The sequence below is a fragment of the Streptomyces sp. TLI_053 genome (genome assembly GCF_900105395.1).
Taxonomy (GTDB): domain Bacteria; phylum Actinomycetota; class Actinomycetes; order Streptomycetales; family Streptomycetaceae; genus Kitasatospora.
Map to the genome: position 1 here is coordinate 6,833,170 of NZ_LT629775.1, position 16,898 is coordinate 6,850,067.

Annotated in this window: 15 protein-coding genes; 6 read left to right on the forward strand and 9 right to left on the reverse strand. The window is 74.4% G+C overall.

Going from position 1 to position 16,898, the window contains the following annotated elements; genetic code table 11:
- Window positions 1-212 precede the first annotated feature (212 nt).
- Together BLU95_RS28440 and BLU95_RS28445 are read left to right on the forward strand one after the other, a co-directional pair.
- Window positions 213-629: an ATP-binding protein gene (locus tag BLU95_RS28440; protein WP_093862478.1), complete on the forward strand. Its 417-nt coding sequence runs from the start codon at window positions 213-215 to the stop codon at window positions 627-629.
- A 263-nt stretch (window positions 630-892) separates the two neighbouring features.
- The gene (locus tag BLU95_RS28445) at window positions 893-1,231 is read left to right on the forward strand and encodes a hypothetical protein (protein WP_231977825.1); all 339 of its coding nucleotides are present in this window, start codon (window positions 893-895) and stop codon (window positions 1,229-1,231) included.
- Window positions 1,232-1,298: 67 nt separating this feature from the next.
- Here the strand turns inward: BLU95_RS28445 and BLU95_RS28450 are convergent, their stop codons facing one another.
- Window positions 1,299-1,967, reverse strand: coding sequence for a helix-turn-helix domain-containing protein (locus BLU95_RS28450; protein ID WP_093865191.1), 669 nt, complete (start codon window positions 1,965-1,967; stop codon window positions 1,299-1,301).
- Between the two features lie 67 nt (window positions 1,968-2,034).
- Between BLU95_RS28450 and BLU95_RS28455 the strand changes: the two genes are divergently transcribed.
- Complete coding sequence (locus BLU95_RS28455; RefSeq protein WP_093862479.1) at window positions 2,035-2,886, forward strand: oxidoreductase; 852 nt, start codon at window positions 2,035-2,037, stop codon at window positions 2,884-2,886.
- A 97-nt stretch (window positions 2,887-2,983) separates the two neighbouring features.
- Here BLU95_RS28455 and BLU95_RS28460 read toward each other — a convergent pair whose 3' ends face one another.
- The 4 genes from BLU95_RS28460 to soxR form a co-directional block, all read right to left on the reverse strand.
- Entirely contained in the window at window positions 2,984-3,721 is a 738-nt protein-coding gene (locus BLU95_RS28460) for an AAA family ATPase (protein WP_093862480.1), read from the reverse strand.
- 62 nt (window positions 3,722-3,783) lie between these two features.
- Entirely contained in the window at window positions 3,784-4,239 is a 456-nt protein-coding gene (locus tag BLU95_RS28465) for a cupredoxin domain-containing protein (RefSeq protein ID WP_231977826.1), read from the reverse strand.
- A gap of 40 nt (window positions 4,240-4,279) precedes the next feature.
- The gene (locus BLU95_RS28470; protein ID WP_159425024.1) at window positions 4,280-5,149 is read right to left on the reverse strand and encodes a M23 family metallopeptidase; all 870 of its coding nucleotides are present in this window, start codon (window positions 5,147-5,149) and stop codon (window positions 4,280-4,282) included.
- A gap of 59 nt (window positions 5,150-5,208) precedes the next feature.
- Complete coding sequence (soxR, locus tag BLU95_RS28475; protein ID WP_093862481.1) at window positions 5,209-5,718, reverse strand: redox-sensitive transcriptional activator SoxR; 510 nt, start codon at window positions 5,716-5,718, stop codon at window positions 5,209-5,211.
- Window positions 5,719-5,773: 55 nt separating this feature from the next.
- Here soxR and BLU95_RS28480 point away from each other — a divergent pair, with 55 nt between their 5' ends.
- On the forward strand, window positions 5,774-6,478 hold the full coding sequence (locus tag BLU95_RS28480; RefSeq protein ID WP_093862482.1) for a thiamine pyrophosphate-binding protein: 705 nt from the start codon (window positions 5,774-5,776) through the stop codon (window positions 6,476-6,478).
- A gap of 22 nt (window positions 6,479-6,500) precedes the next feature.
- Complete coding sequence (locus BLU95_RS28485; RefSeq protein WP_093862483.1) at window positions 6,501-7,397, forward strand: transketolase family protein; 897 nt, start codon at window positions 6,501-6,503, stop codon at window positions 7,395-7,397.
- A 15-nt stretch (window positions 7,398-7,412) separates the two neighbouring features.
- Here BLU95_RS28485 and treZ read toward each other — a convergent pair whose 3' ends face one another.
- From treZ to glgX, 4 genes are all read right to left on the reverse strand, one after another.
- A complete protein-coding gene (gene treZ / locus BLU95_RS28490; RefSeq protein ID WP_093865194.1) occupies window positions 7,413-9,131 on the reverse strand; it encodes a malto-oligosyltrehalose trehalohydrolase in 1,719 nt (572 codons plus the stop codon).
- An 87-nt stretch (window positions 9,132-9,218) separates the two neighbouring features.
- Window positions 9,219-11,723, reverse strand: coding sequence for an alpha-amylase family glycosyl hydrolase (locus BLU95_RS28495; protein ID WP_093862484.1), 2,505 nt, complete (start codon window positions 11,721-11,723; stop codon window positions 9,219-9,221).
- A 99-nt stretch (window positions 11,724-11,822) separates the two neighbouring features.
- A complete protein-coding gene (locus BLU95_RS28500) occupies window positions 11,823-12,578 on the reverse strand; it encodes a hypothetical protein (RefSeq protein WP_093862485.1) in 756 nt (251 codons plus the stop codon).
- Between the two features lie 132 nt (window positions 12,579-12,710).
- Entirely contained in the window at window positions 12,711-14,858 is a 2,148-nt protein-coding gene (glgX, locus tag BLU95_RS28505) for a glycogen debranching protein GlgX (RefSeq protein ID WP_093862486.1), read from the reverse strand.
- Between the two features lie 734 nt (window positions 14,859-15,592).
- Here glgX and BLU95_RS28510 point away from each other — a divergent pair.
- Window positions 15,593-16,873: a DUF5919 domain-containing protein gene (locus BLU95_RS28510; RefSeq protein WP_093862487.1), complete on the forward strand. Its 1,281-nt coding sequence runs from the start codon at window positions 15,593-15,595 to the stop codon at window positions 16,871-16,873.
- Window positions 16,874-16,898 lie beyond the last annotated feature (25 nt).

Consider the following 16,898-nt stretch of genomic DNA (forward strand, 5'->3'; position numbering starts at 1 on the left):
TGCCTGTTCGGGTCCTTGCATAGTCTGCCACCCCTCGCCGAGCCTCAACCATGATGGCAGAGGCTGCAATTGCAGCTGAGATGCGCTTGCACGCAACAGCCTGCGAGGTGCACACTACACGAAGTGACGATCTGGACCGTCTGAGTGATCAAGCGGCCGGTCGCCGGGCATTCCCATGCCCCAACTCCCTGCACGCGGAAGGTGAATCCGCCATGTCCTCCTGCAACTCCTCCCCCTCTCCCTCCTCCTCCCTCTCCACCTGGCTGCCGCGCAGCCGGCGCTCGCCCGGGGAGGCGCGGCGGCTCCTCGAAAACCTGCTCGCCGACGCCCCCGGTGGCGAACGTTTCTTCGACGCCGGGCAGTTGCTCGTCAGCGAACTCGTGACGAACGCCGTCCTGCACGGCACGCCGATGGGGCGCCGGATCCACCTCGTCATCGACGTCGACCGGTGGCGGCTTCGGATCGAGGTGCACGACGCGCGTGGCGAACGGGGGCCGGTGCTGCGGGCGGCGTCCGGCGAGGACGAGTCCGGGCGCGGCCTGGTGCTCGTCAAGTTGCTGGCGCAGAGATGGGGTTGCTGTCCCCGCGAGGGCGTGGGGAAGATCGTCTGGGTGGAGATCGCGCCGTAGTCCGACGACGAAGGAACGACGGATTCCGGCCGTTGGGACGGTGGTTGGTGCACGGCTTCCACGGAACGGGTGACCCGTCAGGCTCGTGACGCGCCGCGCGCCCCGGTCTGCGGAGGCGAATCGGCAGCACAGGGCCGTCCTGACGACAATTCCCCTGTCATATGCGGAACTTCACACTCCCTCCCTATATTCACCGAGGCACATCCCGGCCGCGGGTCTCAGCGGCACGTTCTGTCACCACCGACAACGAGGACGGAACCATCGTGCGCAGGAACACCAAGAGGATCAGCCTGGCCGGCTGTCTGCTGGCCGGCGTCGCCGCGGCCGCGGTCGTCACGGCGCCGGCCGCGAGCGCGCAGACCAGCTCGCCGACCCGGCTCGACAGCATCAACTGCAGCACCGGCACCTTCGGCTCCGACGGCAACCAGTGGTACTACAACATCTCCTGCTCGGCCACCGGCACCACCAAGTGGTGGGTGAACATCAGCTGCACCGACAACTCCACCCGCACCGCCGGCCCGTACACCACCTTCCAGAACGTCCGCGTGTACTGCCCGCCGAACACCACCCCCAAGCAGGGCTGGGTCAGCTACACCCCGTGACGCCGTGACCGACCGTGCCGCCGCCCCGGCTCGGGGGCGGCGGCACGACCGGGTCGCGCGTCGACGGCTACGCCCGGCGCAGCCCCAACTCCCCCGCGCGCAGGCCGGCCTGGAAGCGGGAGTCGGCTTCGAGCCGGGCCATCAGTTCGGCCACCCGCCGCCGGTAGGTGCGCAGTGAGACGCCGAGCCGCCGCGCCGCCACCTCGTCGGTGAGCCCGGAGGCGAGGGAACGCAGGATGGTGCGGCCGTCCGCGTCGAGGTGCGGGACGTCGCCGGACAGGTAGACGTCGAGGTCGACGGCGCTGTCCCAGGCGGCCTGGAAGAGCGCGTGCACGCCGTCGATCAGGGCCTGCGACGTGGTCACGGTGTACTCGCGGCCGGCCGGGTTCTCCCGGCCCGCGAGGATCATCACCCGGCGGTCGATGAGGATGGTCTCGTGCGGCAGCGGTGAGCCGCTGATCCGGACGAGGGCGCCCGCGGCCTGCACCACCCGGAGGTGGACGCGGGCCTCCTCGTCGGCGAGGGCGACCGGGCTGAGGAGCTTGCGGGTGGTGAAGCCGGGCTCGGCGGCGTCCCGCATCCGGGTCCGGATCGCGGCCCGCGCCTCCGGCCGGGACCAGGTGCGGAGGTCCCTGGCCGCGCACAGGAACTCGGTCCGTGCGGACTCGAAGAGATGGCCTGCGCGCGCGATCAGTTCGGCGTCGCCGTGGACCGAGAACACCTGGTCGTTGCTCATCCGTCCAGTCTGGCAGCAACTGGCCACGGTCTCGCCGGGGTTCTCGGCGGCGGACAGCATGGGGCGCATGACGACCACGACGACCACGACATTCCTCCTCGGCGGCGACCTCGCTGTCCACCGGCTCGGCTTCGGCGCGATGCGCCTCGCCGCCGGCACCTTCGAGGGCCCGGCGCGGGATCCGGCGACCGGTATCGCGGTGCTGCGGCGCGCCGTCGAGCTCGGGGTGAACCACATCGACACGGCCGGCTTCTACAACCGCGGAGCGGTGCGCGCGAACGAACTGATCCGCAGGGCGCTGACCCCGTACCGGGACGACCTGGTGATCGCGACCAAGGTCGGCCCGCTGCCCGGTCCGGACGGTGTGCCGACCGGGAAGGCGGGGCCGGGCGAGCTGCGCGGTCTGGTGGAGGCGGACCTGCGGGCCCTCGGGCTGGACCGGCTGGACCTGGTCTACCTGCGGGTGGGCGGGCTGACCGGGCCGGACACCGAGTCGATCGCGGACCGGTTCGCGGCGCTCGCCGAGCTCCGTGAGCAGGGGCTGATCCGGCACCTGGGCGTGAGCAACGTCGACGCCGCCCAGCTCGCCGAGGCGCGGGCGGTCGCGCCCGTGGCGGCGGTGCAGAACTCGTTCGAGAACGGTGCGGGGCTGCTGGCCACCTGCGAGGCGGCGGGAATCGCGTACGTGCCGTACTTCCCGCTCGGCGGGGGCCTGGTCCCGCTCGACCGCGAACGGCTCGGCCGGGTCGCCGCCCGGGTGGGCGGGACCACGTCGCAGGTGGCGCTCGCCGCACTGCTGGCGGAATCGCCGTCGGTGCTGGCGATTCCGGGCACCGGGTCGCTCGACCACCTGGAGGAGAACCTCGCGGCGGGCGGTCTCGCGCTCGGCGCGGAGGACCTGGCGGACCTGCGCGCCTGAGCGGGGGTGCGACTGCTCCTCGGCGGCACGACCGGCCTTCGGCGGCACGACCGGCCTTCGGCGGCACGACCTGCCTTCGGCCGCCCGGCAGTACGGCTCAGAGCAGGTGCCGCAGGTACGCCTCCGGGCGTTCCAGGTAGCGGCGCCAGTGGTCGACGATCGCGAGGTCCTTCCACGCGGTTTCCGTGATCCCGTGCTCGCCGACCTCCAGGACCGCCGCGCCCGGCACGGACGCCAGGATCGGGGAGTGGGTCGCGCAGACCACCTGGGCGCCGCTGCGGCCCAGCTCGGCGAGCAGGGCGACGAGGCGCAGGCTCGACGTGAACGACAGCGCCGCCTCGGGCTCGTCCAGCACGTAGAAGCCGGGCCCCCGGAACATCGACTCGAACACGGTGAGGAATCCCTCGCCGTGGCTCATCAGGTCGGTCTCTTCCTCCCAGTAGCCGGGCCAGCCCTGCTTCTCCTCCATCATCCCCATCGCCGTCTCGGCCCGGAGGAAGAAGCCGCGCCGCCTGGCGCGCGGGCCCGAGGCCATGGCGAGCCCGCGCGGCGTGAAGTCGAGGTGGAGGCGCTCGCCGAGAACGCTCTTCGCACGCGGCGAGGCGTAGCGCGAACCGCCGCGACCGCCGTAGGAGTCCAGTCCGAACGCCTCCGCCACCGCCTCGACCAGGGTCGACTTGCCGCTGCCGTTCTCGCCGACCAGGAAGGTCACAGGCGCGGGCAGCGTCACCCCGGCCCCGAGCAGCGCGCCGACGCACGGCACCGTCCAGGGCCATTCCTCCCGCTCCTCGGTGCTGACGAGCTGGGGATGGACGCGTATGCGGTCGACGATCATGGGCGGGCCTTTCCTGCGGGCAGTGCTCTCCCGAGGCTAGGCGGTGGGTCCGACACGAACGGTCACTGGACGACGAGGGTGCCCGTCATGTTCGGGTGGACGTCGCAGTGGAACGGGTACGAGCCGGGGGTGGTGGGGGCGGTGATCGTGGCCGACCTGCCCTGCTCCAGCAGACCGGTGTCGAACGCGCCGGCGTTGGGCGCGATCGCGGTGAGGGTGTGACCGGCGGAGTCCTGGTTGGTGACCGTGATGCTCGTGCCCGGGGCCACGGTGAGGGTGGCGGGGCCGAACGTGAAGTCCTTGATCGTCACGGCCGCCGCCCCGGCCGGCGCGGAGGAGGCGGAGGAGGAAGCAGCGGAGGAGGCGGCCGGCGAGGACGCGGCCGGTGAGGAGGAGCCGCCCCCGCTGCTGCTCGAACAGCCGGCGGCTCCGACCAGCAGCCAGGCCGACATCACGGCGGCGAGGGCGGTCCGGGAAGCACGGGAAGCACGGAACGAACAGAACGAACGGCGGGTCATCAGCGGCTCCAGCCTCGCTACCTGCGGTGATCCGCCCACGCTAGAGCGCGCCGGTCGGCCCTCCCAGCGGGCGCGCCGGGCGGGCCGGGCGCGCGGTGAACGTGGTGGCGTCCTCGGGCACTCCCGAGCGGTCCGCCCCGTCGTCGTCCCGGTAGTCCCACCGGAACGGCACCCCGCGCGCCAGCTCCGGGTCCGGCCCGTCCATCAGCTGGAAGTGCAGGTGCGGTTCGGAGGAGTTGCCCGAGTTGCCGCAGTCGCCGAGCCGCTGCCCGGCCCGCACCCGGTCCCCGACCGCGACGCACGGTGAGCCCCGGCGCAGGTGGGCGAACCCGGCCACCACCCCGTCGCCGAGGTCGAGCAGGACGAAGTTGCCCCAGAGGTGCCGCGGCCGGCCGAGGCCGCGGACGAAGCCCTCCAGGTAGAGGTAGCCGAACGCGGGCAGCGAGGCCCGCGACCAGTGGTCCCGCATCCGCGTCTCGACGGCCACCACGGTGCCGTCGGCGGGAGCCAGCACCGGCCGGCCGAAGGACGGGTAGCGCTCGGGCCGGTGGCCGAGCGGTGCGAGCGGCCGGAACGGCGGACCCTGCGGCTCGCCCGGGCCGGGCGCGAGGACGAGGTCGATGGCGTAGGTCTGGGCATGGCTGTGGGTGTGGCTGGGGACCTTGGTGGCCGGGCCGTTCAGTGCGGACCAGCGTCCCTCGACGGGCACGGCGACCGCGACCGGCTCCCGCTCGCCGCGTGGCCGCTGCCACCGCACCAGCGACCACCGCAGCACTCCGCCGACGGCCAGCAGCGCGACCCCGGTCAGCCAGAGGGCGCCCACGCCGCCGGTGCCGACCAGGGCGTTCAGCAGGATGCAGAGGGTGCCGGCGCCGAAGACCGGGCCGTGGTACTTCCGTAGGGCCGACAAGGGCGGTGTCCTTCCGAGAGGGGAGTGCCGAAAGAATGCCGAGGGGGCGCCGTCCGGGGTCAGACGCTGTCCGGCCCGTCCGCCGGGGCGGGCTCGGGGCCGGTGGCCGGGTCGCGGGTGAGCAGGTAGCGGGCGCCGGGGCCGGCCGCGGCCGCGCGGTCGTCGGCGTTGTAGAGCGAGCAGCGGGTGAGCGAGAGGCACCCGCAGCCGATGCAGCCGGTGAGCTTGGCCTTGAGCCGCTCCAGTTCGGTGATCTGCTCGTCGATCCGGCTCTGCCAGGACTGCGCGACGCCGTCCCACTCGGTGCCGCTGGGGGCGCGGTGCTCGGGAAGGCGGTCGAGGGCGACCTTCGCCTCGTCCAGGGACAGTCCGACCCGCTGGGCGGCGCGGACGAAGGCGATCCGGCGCAGGGTGCCGCGGGTGTAGCGGCGCTGGTTGCCGGTGGTGCGGGTGGCGTGGATCAGCCCCAGTCGCTCGTAGTAGCGCAGCGCCGAGGTGGCGAGGCCGCTCCGCTCGGAGAGCTGGCCGATGGTGAGCAGGTCGTGGCGGCTCGGCCCGTTGGCGATCATGGGTGACACTCTAGCGCTTGACTTGAAGCCGACTTCAGGTTGCAGCATCGGAGGCATGACGAACAGCACCCGAACCGCTACCTCCGGTTTCGCCGACCTGCCGGGCCTGATGGCGCTGATGACCGGCGACGAGAAGCACGGCCCGGCCGCGACCTCCACCCTGGACGCCCTGTGGGTCCTGTACGACCGGGTGCTGCGGGTCACCCCGGAGACGGCGCAGGCCCAGGACCGGGACCGGTTCCTGCTCTCCAAGGGCCACGGTCCGATGGCGTACTACGCGGTGCTGGCGGCCAAGGGCTTCCTCGACCCGGAGGTGCTGCCGAGCTTCGGCGCGTACGACTCGCCGCTCGGCCACCACCCGGACCGGCTGCTCGTCCCCGGGGTGGAGATCAGCTCGGGCTCGCTGGGGCACGGGCTGCCGATCGGGGTGGGCACCGCGCTCGGTCTGCGCGCCCAGGGCCTGCACGACCCGGCGGTCTGGGTGCTGCTCGGCGACGCGGAGTTCGACGAGGGCTCCAACCACGAGGCGGTGGCCTTCGCCGGCGCCTACGGCCTGGACCGGCTGCACGCCCTGGTGATCGACAACTCCTCCGCCACGCACGGCTGGCGCGGCGGCATCGCGGCGCGCTTCGCCGCCGAGGGCTGGTCGGCGGAGACGGTGGACGGCCGCGACCACGAGGCCCTGCACGCGGCGTACACCGCCGCGCACCCGGGCCGGCCGCGGGTCGTGGTCGCCCGCGTCGAGCCGAAGAACTCCTGAGCCGGAAAGGGCCCGAACCTCCATGGACACCATGCGCGACCGCTTCATCGACGTCACCTCCGGCCTGCTGGACGAGGACCCCCGGCTCGCCCTCGTCCTCGCGGACATCAGCGCCGCGGGCTTCCAGAAGGCCGCCGAGCGGCACCCGGACCGGCTGGTCAACGTCGGCATCCGCGAGCAGCTGCTGATCGGCGCCGCCGCCGGACTGGCGCTCACCGGGATGCGGCCGATCGCCCACACCTTCGCCAGCTTCCTGGTCGAGCGACCGTTCGAGCAGGTCAAGCTGGACCTCAACCACCAGGACGTCGGGGCGGTGCTGGTGAGCGCGGCCGGCTCCTACGACTGGCCGGCCGGCGGCCGCACCCACATGTCGCCGGGGGACGTCGCCCTGCTGGACACCCTGCCCGACTGGACGGTGCACGTGCCGGGCCACCCGGACGAGGCGGAACGGCTGCTGCGCCACGCGGTGGCCGACGGCGACAGCAAGGTGTACGTCCGGCTGTCCGCGCACCAGAACGAGCGGGCCGTGAAGGTCGAACCGGGCCGGTTCACGGTGGTCCGCGAGGGAGGCCGGGGCACTGTGGTCGCGGTCGGCCCGATGCTGGACGCCGTGCTCGCCGCCACCGCCAACCTGGACGTCACCGTGCTGTACGCGGCCACCGTCCGGCCGTTCGACGGCGCCGCGCTGCGGGCGGCCACCGGGCGGCGGGCGGACGTGGTGCTGGTCGAGCCCTACCTGGCCGGCACCTCCGCCAACGCGGCGCACGAGGCGCTCGCCGACCGGCCGCACCGGGTGCTGGCCCTCGGGGTGCCGCAGGCCGAGCACCGGCAGTACGGGTCGATCCCGGAGCACCTGGCCGCCTACGGGCTGGACGCGCACGGGCTGCGCGAGCGGATCGACGGCTTCCTGAAGCAGTAGCCCCGGGCGGGCCCGTCAGCGGCGGACCACCGCGACCGAGTCCGGATCGAGGGTCAGCCGGTCCCCGGAGCGGTGGTGCCCCCCGAACGCGGCCACCACCTCGCCGGCCGCCGGCACCGCGGCCGCCGCCCGCCCCAGGTTCACCGCCACCCGGTACGGCCCCCGGTGCACCACCAGCCAGCCGGCCTCCTCGTCGAACTCGGCCCGGACGGCGGACAGATCGGGATCGGTCATCTCCGGGTGCTCCCGCCGCAGCCGGATCAGGGTCCTGGTCCAGTCCAGCAGCGCCCGGTGCGGCCCGCGCCGGGGCTCGGTCCAGTCCAGCACCGAGCGCAGCACGGTGGCCGGCTCCTGCGGGTCCGGCACCGAGTCCGCCGCCCAGCCGTGCTCGGCGAACTCCCGCCGCCGGCCCCGGCGGACGGCCTCGGCGAGGTTGGGGTCGGTGTGGTCGGTGAAGTACTGCCAGGGTGTGGCCGCGCCCCACTCCTCGCCCATGAACAGCATCGGGGTGAACGGCGAGGTGAGCACCAGCGCGGCCCCGCAGGCGAGCCGGCCGGGGGAGAGGCTGGTGGAGATCCGGTCGCCGAGCGCCCGGTTGCCCACCTGGTCGTGCGTCTGGAGGTAGCCGAGCAGCCGGTGGCCGTGGGCGGGCGGGAACGGGCGGCCGTGGTGGCGGCCGCGGAACGAGGACCAGCCGCCGTCGTGGAAGTACCCCCGGGTGAGGGTGCGGGCCACGGCGGCGAGCGGTGCGGCGGCGAAGTCCCCGTAGTAGCCCTGGGACTCGCCGGTCAGGGCGCAGTGCAGGGAGTGGTGGAAGTCGTCGCTCCACTGGGCGGCGAGCCCCTGCCCGCCGGCCTCGCGGGGCGTGGTGGTGCGCGGGTCGTTCAGGTCGGACTCGGCGACCAGGAACAGCGGGCGGTTGGTCGCCACCGCCAACCGGTCGACCTCGGTGGCGAGTTCCTCCAGGAAGTGCACCGCCCGGTCGTCGGCCAGGGCATGCACGGCGTCCAGCCGCAGGCCGTCGATCCGGTAGTCGCGCAGCCATGCGAGCGCGCTGCCGATCAGATAGGCGCGCACCTCGTCGGAGCCGGGCGCGTCCAGGTTGACCGCCGAGCCCCACGGGGTGTGGTGCCGGTCGGTGAAGTAGGGGCCGAAGGCGGGGAGGTAGTTCCCGGCCGGGCCGAGGTGGTTGTGCACCACGTCGAGGACCACGCCGAGGCCCTTGCGGTGGGCGGCGTCGACGAAGCGCTTGAGGCCCTCGGGGCCGCCGTAGGGCTCGTGCACGGCCCACAGCGACACGCCGTCGTACCCCCAGCCGTGCTTGCCGGGGAACGGGCAGACGGGCATCAGCTCGACGAAGTCGACGCCCAGGTCGACCAGGTGGTCCAGCCGTTCGGCGGCCGCGTCGAAGGTGCCGGCGGGCGTGAAGGTGCCGATGTGCAGCTCGTACAGCACGGCGCCGGGCAGCGGGCGGCCGCGCCAGCCGGTGTGCGACCAGTTGAACGCGGCGTGGTCGACGGCCCGGCTCGGGCCGTCCGGTCCGTGCGGCTGCCGGGGCGAGCGCGGGTCCGGCATCGGGCGCCCGCCGTCCAGCACGAACGCGTAGTCCCCGGCGGGCGCCTCGCCCTGCCACCAGCCGGCGCGGACGGTGTCCCGGGCCAGCGGGTGGTGCGCGCCGTCGACCGCCACCTCGACCCGGTCGGCGGCGTTCGGGGCCCAGACCCGGTACCTCATGACGTCGCCCCTCCCGGCCTGCTGCCTCATGACGCGTTCCTCCCGGCCGCCTGCTGCCTCATGACGCGTTCCTCCCGGTCCGGTGCCTCATGACGTGCCCCTCCTGGTCAGCAGCGCCACCGGCCGGTCGCCGGCCAGCAGTTCGCCCACCGGGACCGGGCCCGAGGGGAAGTGACGGTCCGTCAATTCGTCCGTCCAGCCCTTTCCCGCGGGCAGGTGCAGCACGGTGTCGTGCCAGCCGCCGGTCCGGGCGAGCCGGTACGGCAGCCGGGTGACGGCGGTGAGCACGTCCGGACCGCGCCCGAAGGCGAGCAGGTGGGCGGCGGCCGGGCCGACGGCGGTGAGCGGGCGGTAGCCGCCCAACTCCCGGGTGCGGCGCAGGTGCAGGGCGGTGGTGGTGAGGTGCAGCTTCTCCCGGGCCAGGTCGCCGGTGCGCGCGGTCGGCGAGTCGGTGAGCCGCACGGCCAGTGCCCCGAGGTCGACCGGGCGCCGGTTGTCCGGGTCCACCAGGGTGTAGAGCGGCTCCTCGCTGCCCTGGTAGAGGTCCGGCACCCCGGGCACGGTGAGGTGCAGCAGGGCGGCGGCGAGCGTGTTGGAGCGGGCGTACGGGGCGAGCCCGGCCACGTACCCCTCGATCCGGGGCAGCAGCCCGGGGTTGCCGAAGACGCCTTGGGCGCGCTCGGCGAGGGCGCGTTCGAAGCGGACGTCCTGGGTGGTCCAGGAGGTGCGGAGCTTCGCCTCCCGGGCCGCCTTGAGCGCGGCGGCGACCAGCCGTTCCGGGGAGAGCGGCCAGCCGGCGACCAGGGTCTGCCAGAGCAGCCAGTCGCTGTCGGGGTCGTGGCCCGGGCCACGACCGGCCGCCGTCGACCAGGCCGCCGCCTCGGCGGCCCACTCCCGCGGCTGCTCGGCCAGCACGGCCAGCCGGGCCCGGGCGTCGGCACTGCGCTTGGTGTCGTGGGTGGAGAGCACCGTCATGGTGTGCGGCCAGTGCCGTTCGACGTAGTGGCACCAGGCGTGGAAGTCCTCCGGCCGGACCCCGGGCCGGGCGGGCTCGCCGCCGACCTCGTTGAGGCTCAGCAGCGCGTTCCAGCGGTAGAAGGCGGTGTCCTCGACGCCCTTGGCGGCCACGGCGGCGGCGGTCTGCCCGAACCGGACGGCGAACTCGTCCTGCTCGGGCCCGCGTCCGAGCGCGCCCGCCGCGAGCTCCGCGACGAACCGGTCGGTGGCGTCGGTGGGCCCATCGTCGGCCGCGCGGGCGGCGCGCAGCTGCTCGGCGGAGACCTCCGGCAGCGGCTCCCCGGGGCGGAGGTAGGGGCGGTACGCGGGGTAGCCGGTCAGCAGCCGGCCCAGGGCGGCGCGCAGCCGCTCCGGCGGGTGGTCGGCGAACGCCGGGTGGGCGGCGCCGAGCCGGACGGCCAGCCGGACCAGCCGCTCGACCTCGGCGGACAGCTCGCCGCCGGGCCCGGTCATGTCGGCCCGTCCCCGCCGGGCGGCGGCCAGCGCCGGGTGCGGGTCGGCGCACGGCTCGCCGGGGTCCGGGACGCCGGAGTCCGGGCTGTCGGGGCCGTCGGGGGAGGCGGTCAGGAACGCCTCGTACGCCCCGGCCAGCCGGCAGGCACCCGCGTGGTCGGTGAGCACCCCGTCGATCCGGCGCAGCGCGTCGTACCCGGTGGTACCGGCGCAGGGCCAGTCGGCGGGCAGCCGTTCCTCGCCGGTGAGGATCTTCTCCACCACCGTGTACGCGCCGCCGGTGGCCCCGGACAGGCGTTCCAGGTAGCCGCGCGGGTCGGCGAGCCCGTCCGGGTGGTCGATCCGGAAGCCGTCCAGCACGCCCTCGCGGTGCAGCCGCAGCAGCACGCCGTGGGTGGCCTCGAACACCTCGGGGCGCTCGACCCGGACGGCGATCAGCTCGTTCACGGTGAAGAACCGCCGGTAGTTCAGCTCGGTGCGGGCCAGCCGCCACCATGCCGGGCGGTACCACTGCCGGCCGAGCAGCTCGGGCAGCGGCAGCGTCTCGGTGCCGGGGCGCAGCGGCAGCACGTGGTCGTGGTAGCGGAGCGTGTCGCCGTCGACGGCCAGCTGGTCGAGGACGGCGCCGAGCCGGTCGCCGAGCAGCGGCAGCAGCACCCGGCCGCGTCCGGGGGCGTCCACCGGTCCCGGCTGGGCGGTCCAGTCGATGTCGAACCAGTCCGCGTACGGCGAGTCGGGGCCGTCCCGCAGCACCTCCCAGAGCGGCCGGTTGAGGTGCTCGGGGACGGGGACCGCCATGTGGTTGGGCACCACGTCGGCGATCAGCCGCAGGTGGTGCCGGTGGGCCTCGGCGGCCAGTGCCCGCAGCGCCTCCTCGCCGCCGAGCTGCTCGGATATCCGGCCGTGGTCGACGGTGTCGTAGCCGTGGGTGGAGCCGGGCACGGCGGCCAGCAGCGGGGAGAGGTGCAGGTGGGAGACGCCGAGGGCGGCCAGGTAGGGGACGGCGGCGGTGGCGTCGTGCAGGGTGAAGCCGGGCTGGAGCTGGAGGCGGTAGCTGGCCGACGGCACGGCGGCGGGGGCGGCGGCCGGGCGGGACTGCGCGGGCTCGGCGGCGTGGGTCATGCCTCCATGCCTACCCGGCGGGGCGCGGGGGCAAGACCCGTTGCTGGACCGAACAGGTGAGCGGGGCCCGCCGGGGGCGGATGTGTCCGGGGCGGACGCTCAGTGGCCGCGGCGGCGCCACCCCCGGGGCACCGTGAAGTAGCCGGGGCGCTGCGGCCCGCCGGCCCCGGAGCGGCCGAGGCGCAGGATCCGGCCGTGTTCGGCCCGGGCGGCCCGCACCGCCTCGGCGGCGGCCGGGTCGTCCGCGTACTGGGCGAACGAGCTGTTGAACATGGTCGGGGTGGGTTCCGCGACCGGCGTCCGGCCCGGCTCGTCCCAGCTCAGGCGGGCGTCCAGGGGCTCCGGCGCGAACAGCGCGGGGAGGTCCCGCGGCGAACCGTCCGGGTGGCGGCCGCCGTCGCGGTAGTACGCCAGCGCGGCGGCGACCGAGCCGCGCCGGTGCGGCAGCCGGGGGTCGGCGTACCCGTCCGCGCCCCAGTCGGCGACGCCGGCCGCGTCGATCCGGCGCAGCAGCTCCGGCGGCTCCAGCGCGGTGGCGAAGTAGGCCGTCGCGGCGAGCTGGCAGACCAGCTCCAGCCGGCGCCCCGGGTCGAGCCCGAGCCCGGGGGCGGTCCGGCGGTCGTCCACCTGCGACACGACGAAGGTGATCCCGTCGACCGCGCCGAGCCGTTCGACCAGCCCCTCGACCAGGGCGCGTTCGGCGGCCCGGGCGGCCTCCGCCCCGGGGGTGCGGGTGCGCGCGAGCACCCACCGGTACGGGGGCGGGCGGCGGACCGTCGCGTCCGCGAGCCGGCCCGGGACGGAGAGCAGTGTTCCGAGCAGGAACTCCGCCGTGGTCGTCCGATCGCCCGCCATCGCCCCCGCCGTCCCTCGCACCGGTCCCCGGGCAGGCTCCGGCCTCCCCGGGGACCACGGTGGCCCGTGCGACGGCGGATGCGCAAGGGCCTTCGGCGCACCCGCACACCGCGGCTGGGTACGCCCGGCCGCTCAGGCCGGGCGCTGCAGCACCATCAGCGAGCGGTCGACGAGCTGCAGCGCGTCCCCGGCCTTGACCACCGCGCCCGTGCCCGGCGCGGGCAGCCGGGCCTGCGCGGTGTCCACCACGACCTGCCACTCCTGCCCGTGCCCGGCCGGCACGGTGAACTCCAGCGGCTCGAAGTGCGCGTTGAACATCAGCAGGAAGGAGTCGTCGACGATCCGCCCGCCGCGCCGGTCCGGCTCCGAGATGGCGTAGCCGTTCAGGAAGACGGTGAGCGACTTGGCGTAGCTGGCACCCCAGTTGCGCTTGGTCATCTCCTCCCCGGCGGGCGTGAACCAGGCGATGTCGGTGAGGTCCTCGTACGCGCCGGACCCGCCGCCCTCCCCGGTGGGCCGCCCCGGGACCGGGCGCCCGTGGAAGAAGCGGCGGCGCCGGAACACCGGGTGGTCGCGGCGCAGCCAGACCATGCCCTGGGTGAACTCCAGCAGCCGGGCGTCCGGCCCGTCCCCGGTCGGCCAGTGCACCCAGGTGAGCGGGTTGTCCTGGCAGTAGGCGTTGTTGTTGCCGTGCTGGGTGCGGCCCAGCTCGTCGCCGTGGGAGAGCATCGGCACGCCCTGCGAGAGCATCAGGGTGGCGAGGAAGTTGCGCTGCTGGCGGGCCCGCAGCTCCTCGGTGCCGGGGTCCTCGCCGGGGCCCTCGACCCCGCAGTTCCAGGAGCGGTTGAAGGACTCGCCGTCCCGGTTGTTCTCGCCGTTGGCCTCGTTGTGCTTGTCGTTGTAGGAGACCAGGTCGCGCAGGGTGAAGCCGTCGTGGCAGGTGACGAAGTTGATCGAGGCGATCGGGCGGCGGCCGTCGTCCTGGTAGAGGTCGGAGGAGCCGGTGAGCCGGGAGCCGAACTCGGCCAGGGTGGCGTTCTCGCCGCGCCACAGGTCGCGGACGGTGTCGCGGTACATGCCGTTCCACTCCGTCCACAGCGGGGGGAAGTTGCCGACCTGGTAGCCGCCCTCGCCGAGGTCCCAGGGCTCGGCGATCAGCTTGGCCTGGGAGACCACCGGGTCCTGCTGGACCAGGTCGAAGAACGAGGAGAGCCGGTCCACCTCGTGGAACTGCCGGGCCAGGGTGGCGGCGAGGTCGAAGCGGAAGCCGTCGACGTGCATCTCGGTGACCCAGTAGCGCAGCGAGTCCATGATCAGCTGGAGCACGTGCGGGCTGCGCATCAGCAGGCTGTTGCCGGTGCCGGTGGTGTCCTCGTAGAACCGCTGGTCCCGGGCGAGGCGGTAGTAGGAGACGTTGTCGAGGCCGCGCATGGACAGCGTCGGGCCCAGGTGGTTGCCCTCGGCGGTGTGGTTGTAGACCACGTCGAGGATGACCTCGATGCCGGCCGCGTGCAGCGCCTTCACCATCGACTTGAACTCCTGCACCTGCTGGCCCCGGTCGCCGGTGGAGGAGTAGGAGGAGTGCGGGGCGAAGAAGCCGACGGTGTTGTAGCCCCAGTAGTTGGCCAGTCCGAGGTCCCGCAGCCGGTGGTCGCGGACGAACTGGTGCACCGGCATCAGCTCGATCGCGGTGACGCCGAGCTTGGCGAGGTGCTCGATCACGGCCGGGTGGGCGACGCCCGCGTAGGTGCCGCGGATCTCCTCGGGGATCCCCGGGTGCAGTTTGGTCAGGCCCTTCACATGGGCCTCGTAGAGCACCGTGCGGTGGTAGTCGGTGCGGGGCGGCCGGTCGGTGCCCCAGTCGAAGTAGGGGTTGATCACCACCGAGTGCATGGTGTGCGGGGCGGAGTCGAGGTCGTTGCGGCGCTCGGGGGCGCCGAAGTGGTAGCCGTAGACCGACTCGTCCCAGTCGATGGTGCCGCTCATCGCCTTGGCGTACGGGTCCAGCAGCAGTTTGGCGCTGTTGTGCCGCTGGCCCAGGCCCGGGTTGTAGGGGCCGTGGACGCGGAATCCGTAGCGCTGGCCCGGCTGGACGCCCGGGAGGTAGGCGTGCCGGACGAAGGCGTCCGTCTCGCGCAGTTCGACGGAGGACTCCGAGCCGTCCTCGTCGAGCAGGCAGAGCTCGATCCGGTCGGCGCTCTCCGAGAACACGGCGAAGTTGGTGCCGGCCCCGTCGTAGGTGGCACCGAGGGGGTAGGAGGTCCCTGGCCAGACCTGCATGGTTCCTCGACTTCCTTGCGTAGAAGGAGAACTGACGTAAAGTCCGACGGCCGGGCCCGGACCTCGGAGGCACTCTCTTCCCGGCCTCGCGGCCGGGCATGCGCCGCTCGGGCACCGTGACCCACGGCACACGGCGGCACAGTCCGCATACTCCCCGACGCTTCGCCCGACGGCGGGGCCATTTGTGCCGTATTCGCCCGAACGGGTGTCCGCGCGCGTCGCCGCGGGCCGTGGCCGACAGGCCGAGCCGGTCAACGGGGGGCCGTCGCGGGTGCGTCGCAGGTGCGTCGCGGGCACTCCCGGGTGGGCGCGGGCCGGTGCGGGGTGCGTCGCGGGGTGCGTCGCGGGGTCGGCGCGGGGCCGGTGGGCGCCCTCCCGGGTGGGCAGGCGTCCTCCCGGGTCGGGCCGGCGCCGTCGAGGGGCTTTCGTGGTGGGCGGGGCGGGTGAGACGGTTGGGGTGCCCCGGCGGCCCGGCCGCCGCCGTGCCCCAACCGGCTGCGGGCGGTTCGCGGCGGGCAGTACCCTTGATCGTCCGGCTGTTCGGGACTCATGGCGATCCATCAGGCGAACCGTCGGCGAACCGGCGGTGCGCCCCGGTGTGTCGGCGGTGCGTCCCCGGCCGTCCGGTCGTCCGGTGCGCCGAGCGGCCGACCGGCCGGACGGCGGACAGGCGGTCAGACAGACAGCTCCGAGCGGCCCCGGGCGGCTCACGACAGGAACCAGGTGAGGTGCGCATGGTGTTCCCCGCCGGCGGTCGTGGCGGTGGGCCCGGCGGCCCCGACCGTGGCGGCGCCCGCAGCGAGGCGCCGACGGTGGTCATGCGCCCCGCCCTGACCGGCGGGCGCTCGCTCGTCCCCGCCCAGGGCGGGCCGGTCGAGGTCCCCGCGCTCGCCTGGTCCGGCGCCGAGTGGGAGGACGCCTACCAGCGGGTCAGGCTCTCCGGCCGCGCCTACGTCTGGCTCAACCTGGTCGAGCAGCGGCTCCGCTCGCTCGTCGACGAGGTGCTGCACCCGATCTACGCGCCCGCCCACGGCGAGGACTGGGTCACCGCCGCGGCCGGCCCGGCCGGCGAGGAGTGGGCGCACCGGGCCGGCGCCGTCCGCGAGGTCAGCCGCCGCAAGGGCTACCTGCTCGACCCGGCCGACGACGACCCGCTGGTCTTCCTCACCCTGCCGCAGCTGCGCGAACTGATGGTCCAGCACTGGCCCTGCTTCGAGCCGTACCTGGCCGACCGCCGGGAGATCGAGCTGGCCCTCGACGAGCTGGAGGTCGCCCGGCACGTCGTCTCCCGCAACCGTGTCCTCACCCCGACCGTGCTCGCCCAGGCGGAACGGGCCTCCGCCCGGCTGCTCGCCCTGCTCGACGGCGGCACCGGGGCCGTGCCCGCGGACGTGGTCGAGTCCCTGGTCGCCGGCCGGTACGCGGACGTCGTCGCCGTCCACCCCGACCGGGTCCGGCTCCAGCGCGACCTGCCGGTCGAGGACCTCCTCGACGGCGCCCGGCGGCTCGACGCGCTCGGCATCGGCCTCGGCATGCTCTGCCAGAACTACACCGGCAAGCGGCTGGTCCGGCTCGCCGGCGAGGGCTGCCGGGTCCGCCTGCTCTTCCTCAACCCGGCCAGCAGCGCCGTGCGCCGCCGCGAGCGCGAACTCGGGCTCGGACGCGGCGAGCTGGGTCGCTCCATCCAGATGAACATCCTGCACGTGCGTCGGGTCCGCGCCGCGCTGCGGGACCAGGGCGGCTTCGAGATCCGGGTGTTCGACGAGACCCCGCGGTTCACCGCCTACCTGGTCGAGGGCACACCGGCGGGAGCGACGGCCCCCGGCGGCCGGCGGCAGACCCGCGACCTCGGCGTCGTCCAGCCGTACCTGCGCCGGGCCCGGGGCATGGAATCGCCCGCCCTGGTCCTGCGCGGCGGCGCCGGACAGGAGCCCGGCGGCACCGACGCCGGACTGCTGGAGGTCTACCGCGAGGAGTTCGAGGGCATCTGGGCGGACTCCCGCCCGGTCTCCTGAACCGACGCCTCCCCGGGGCGGGTTG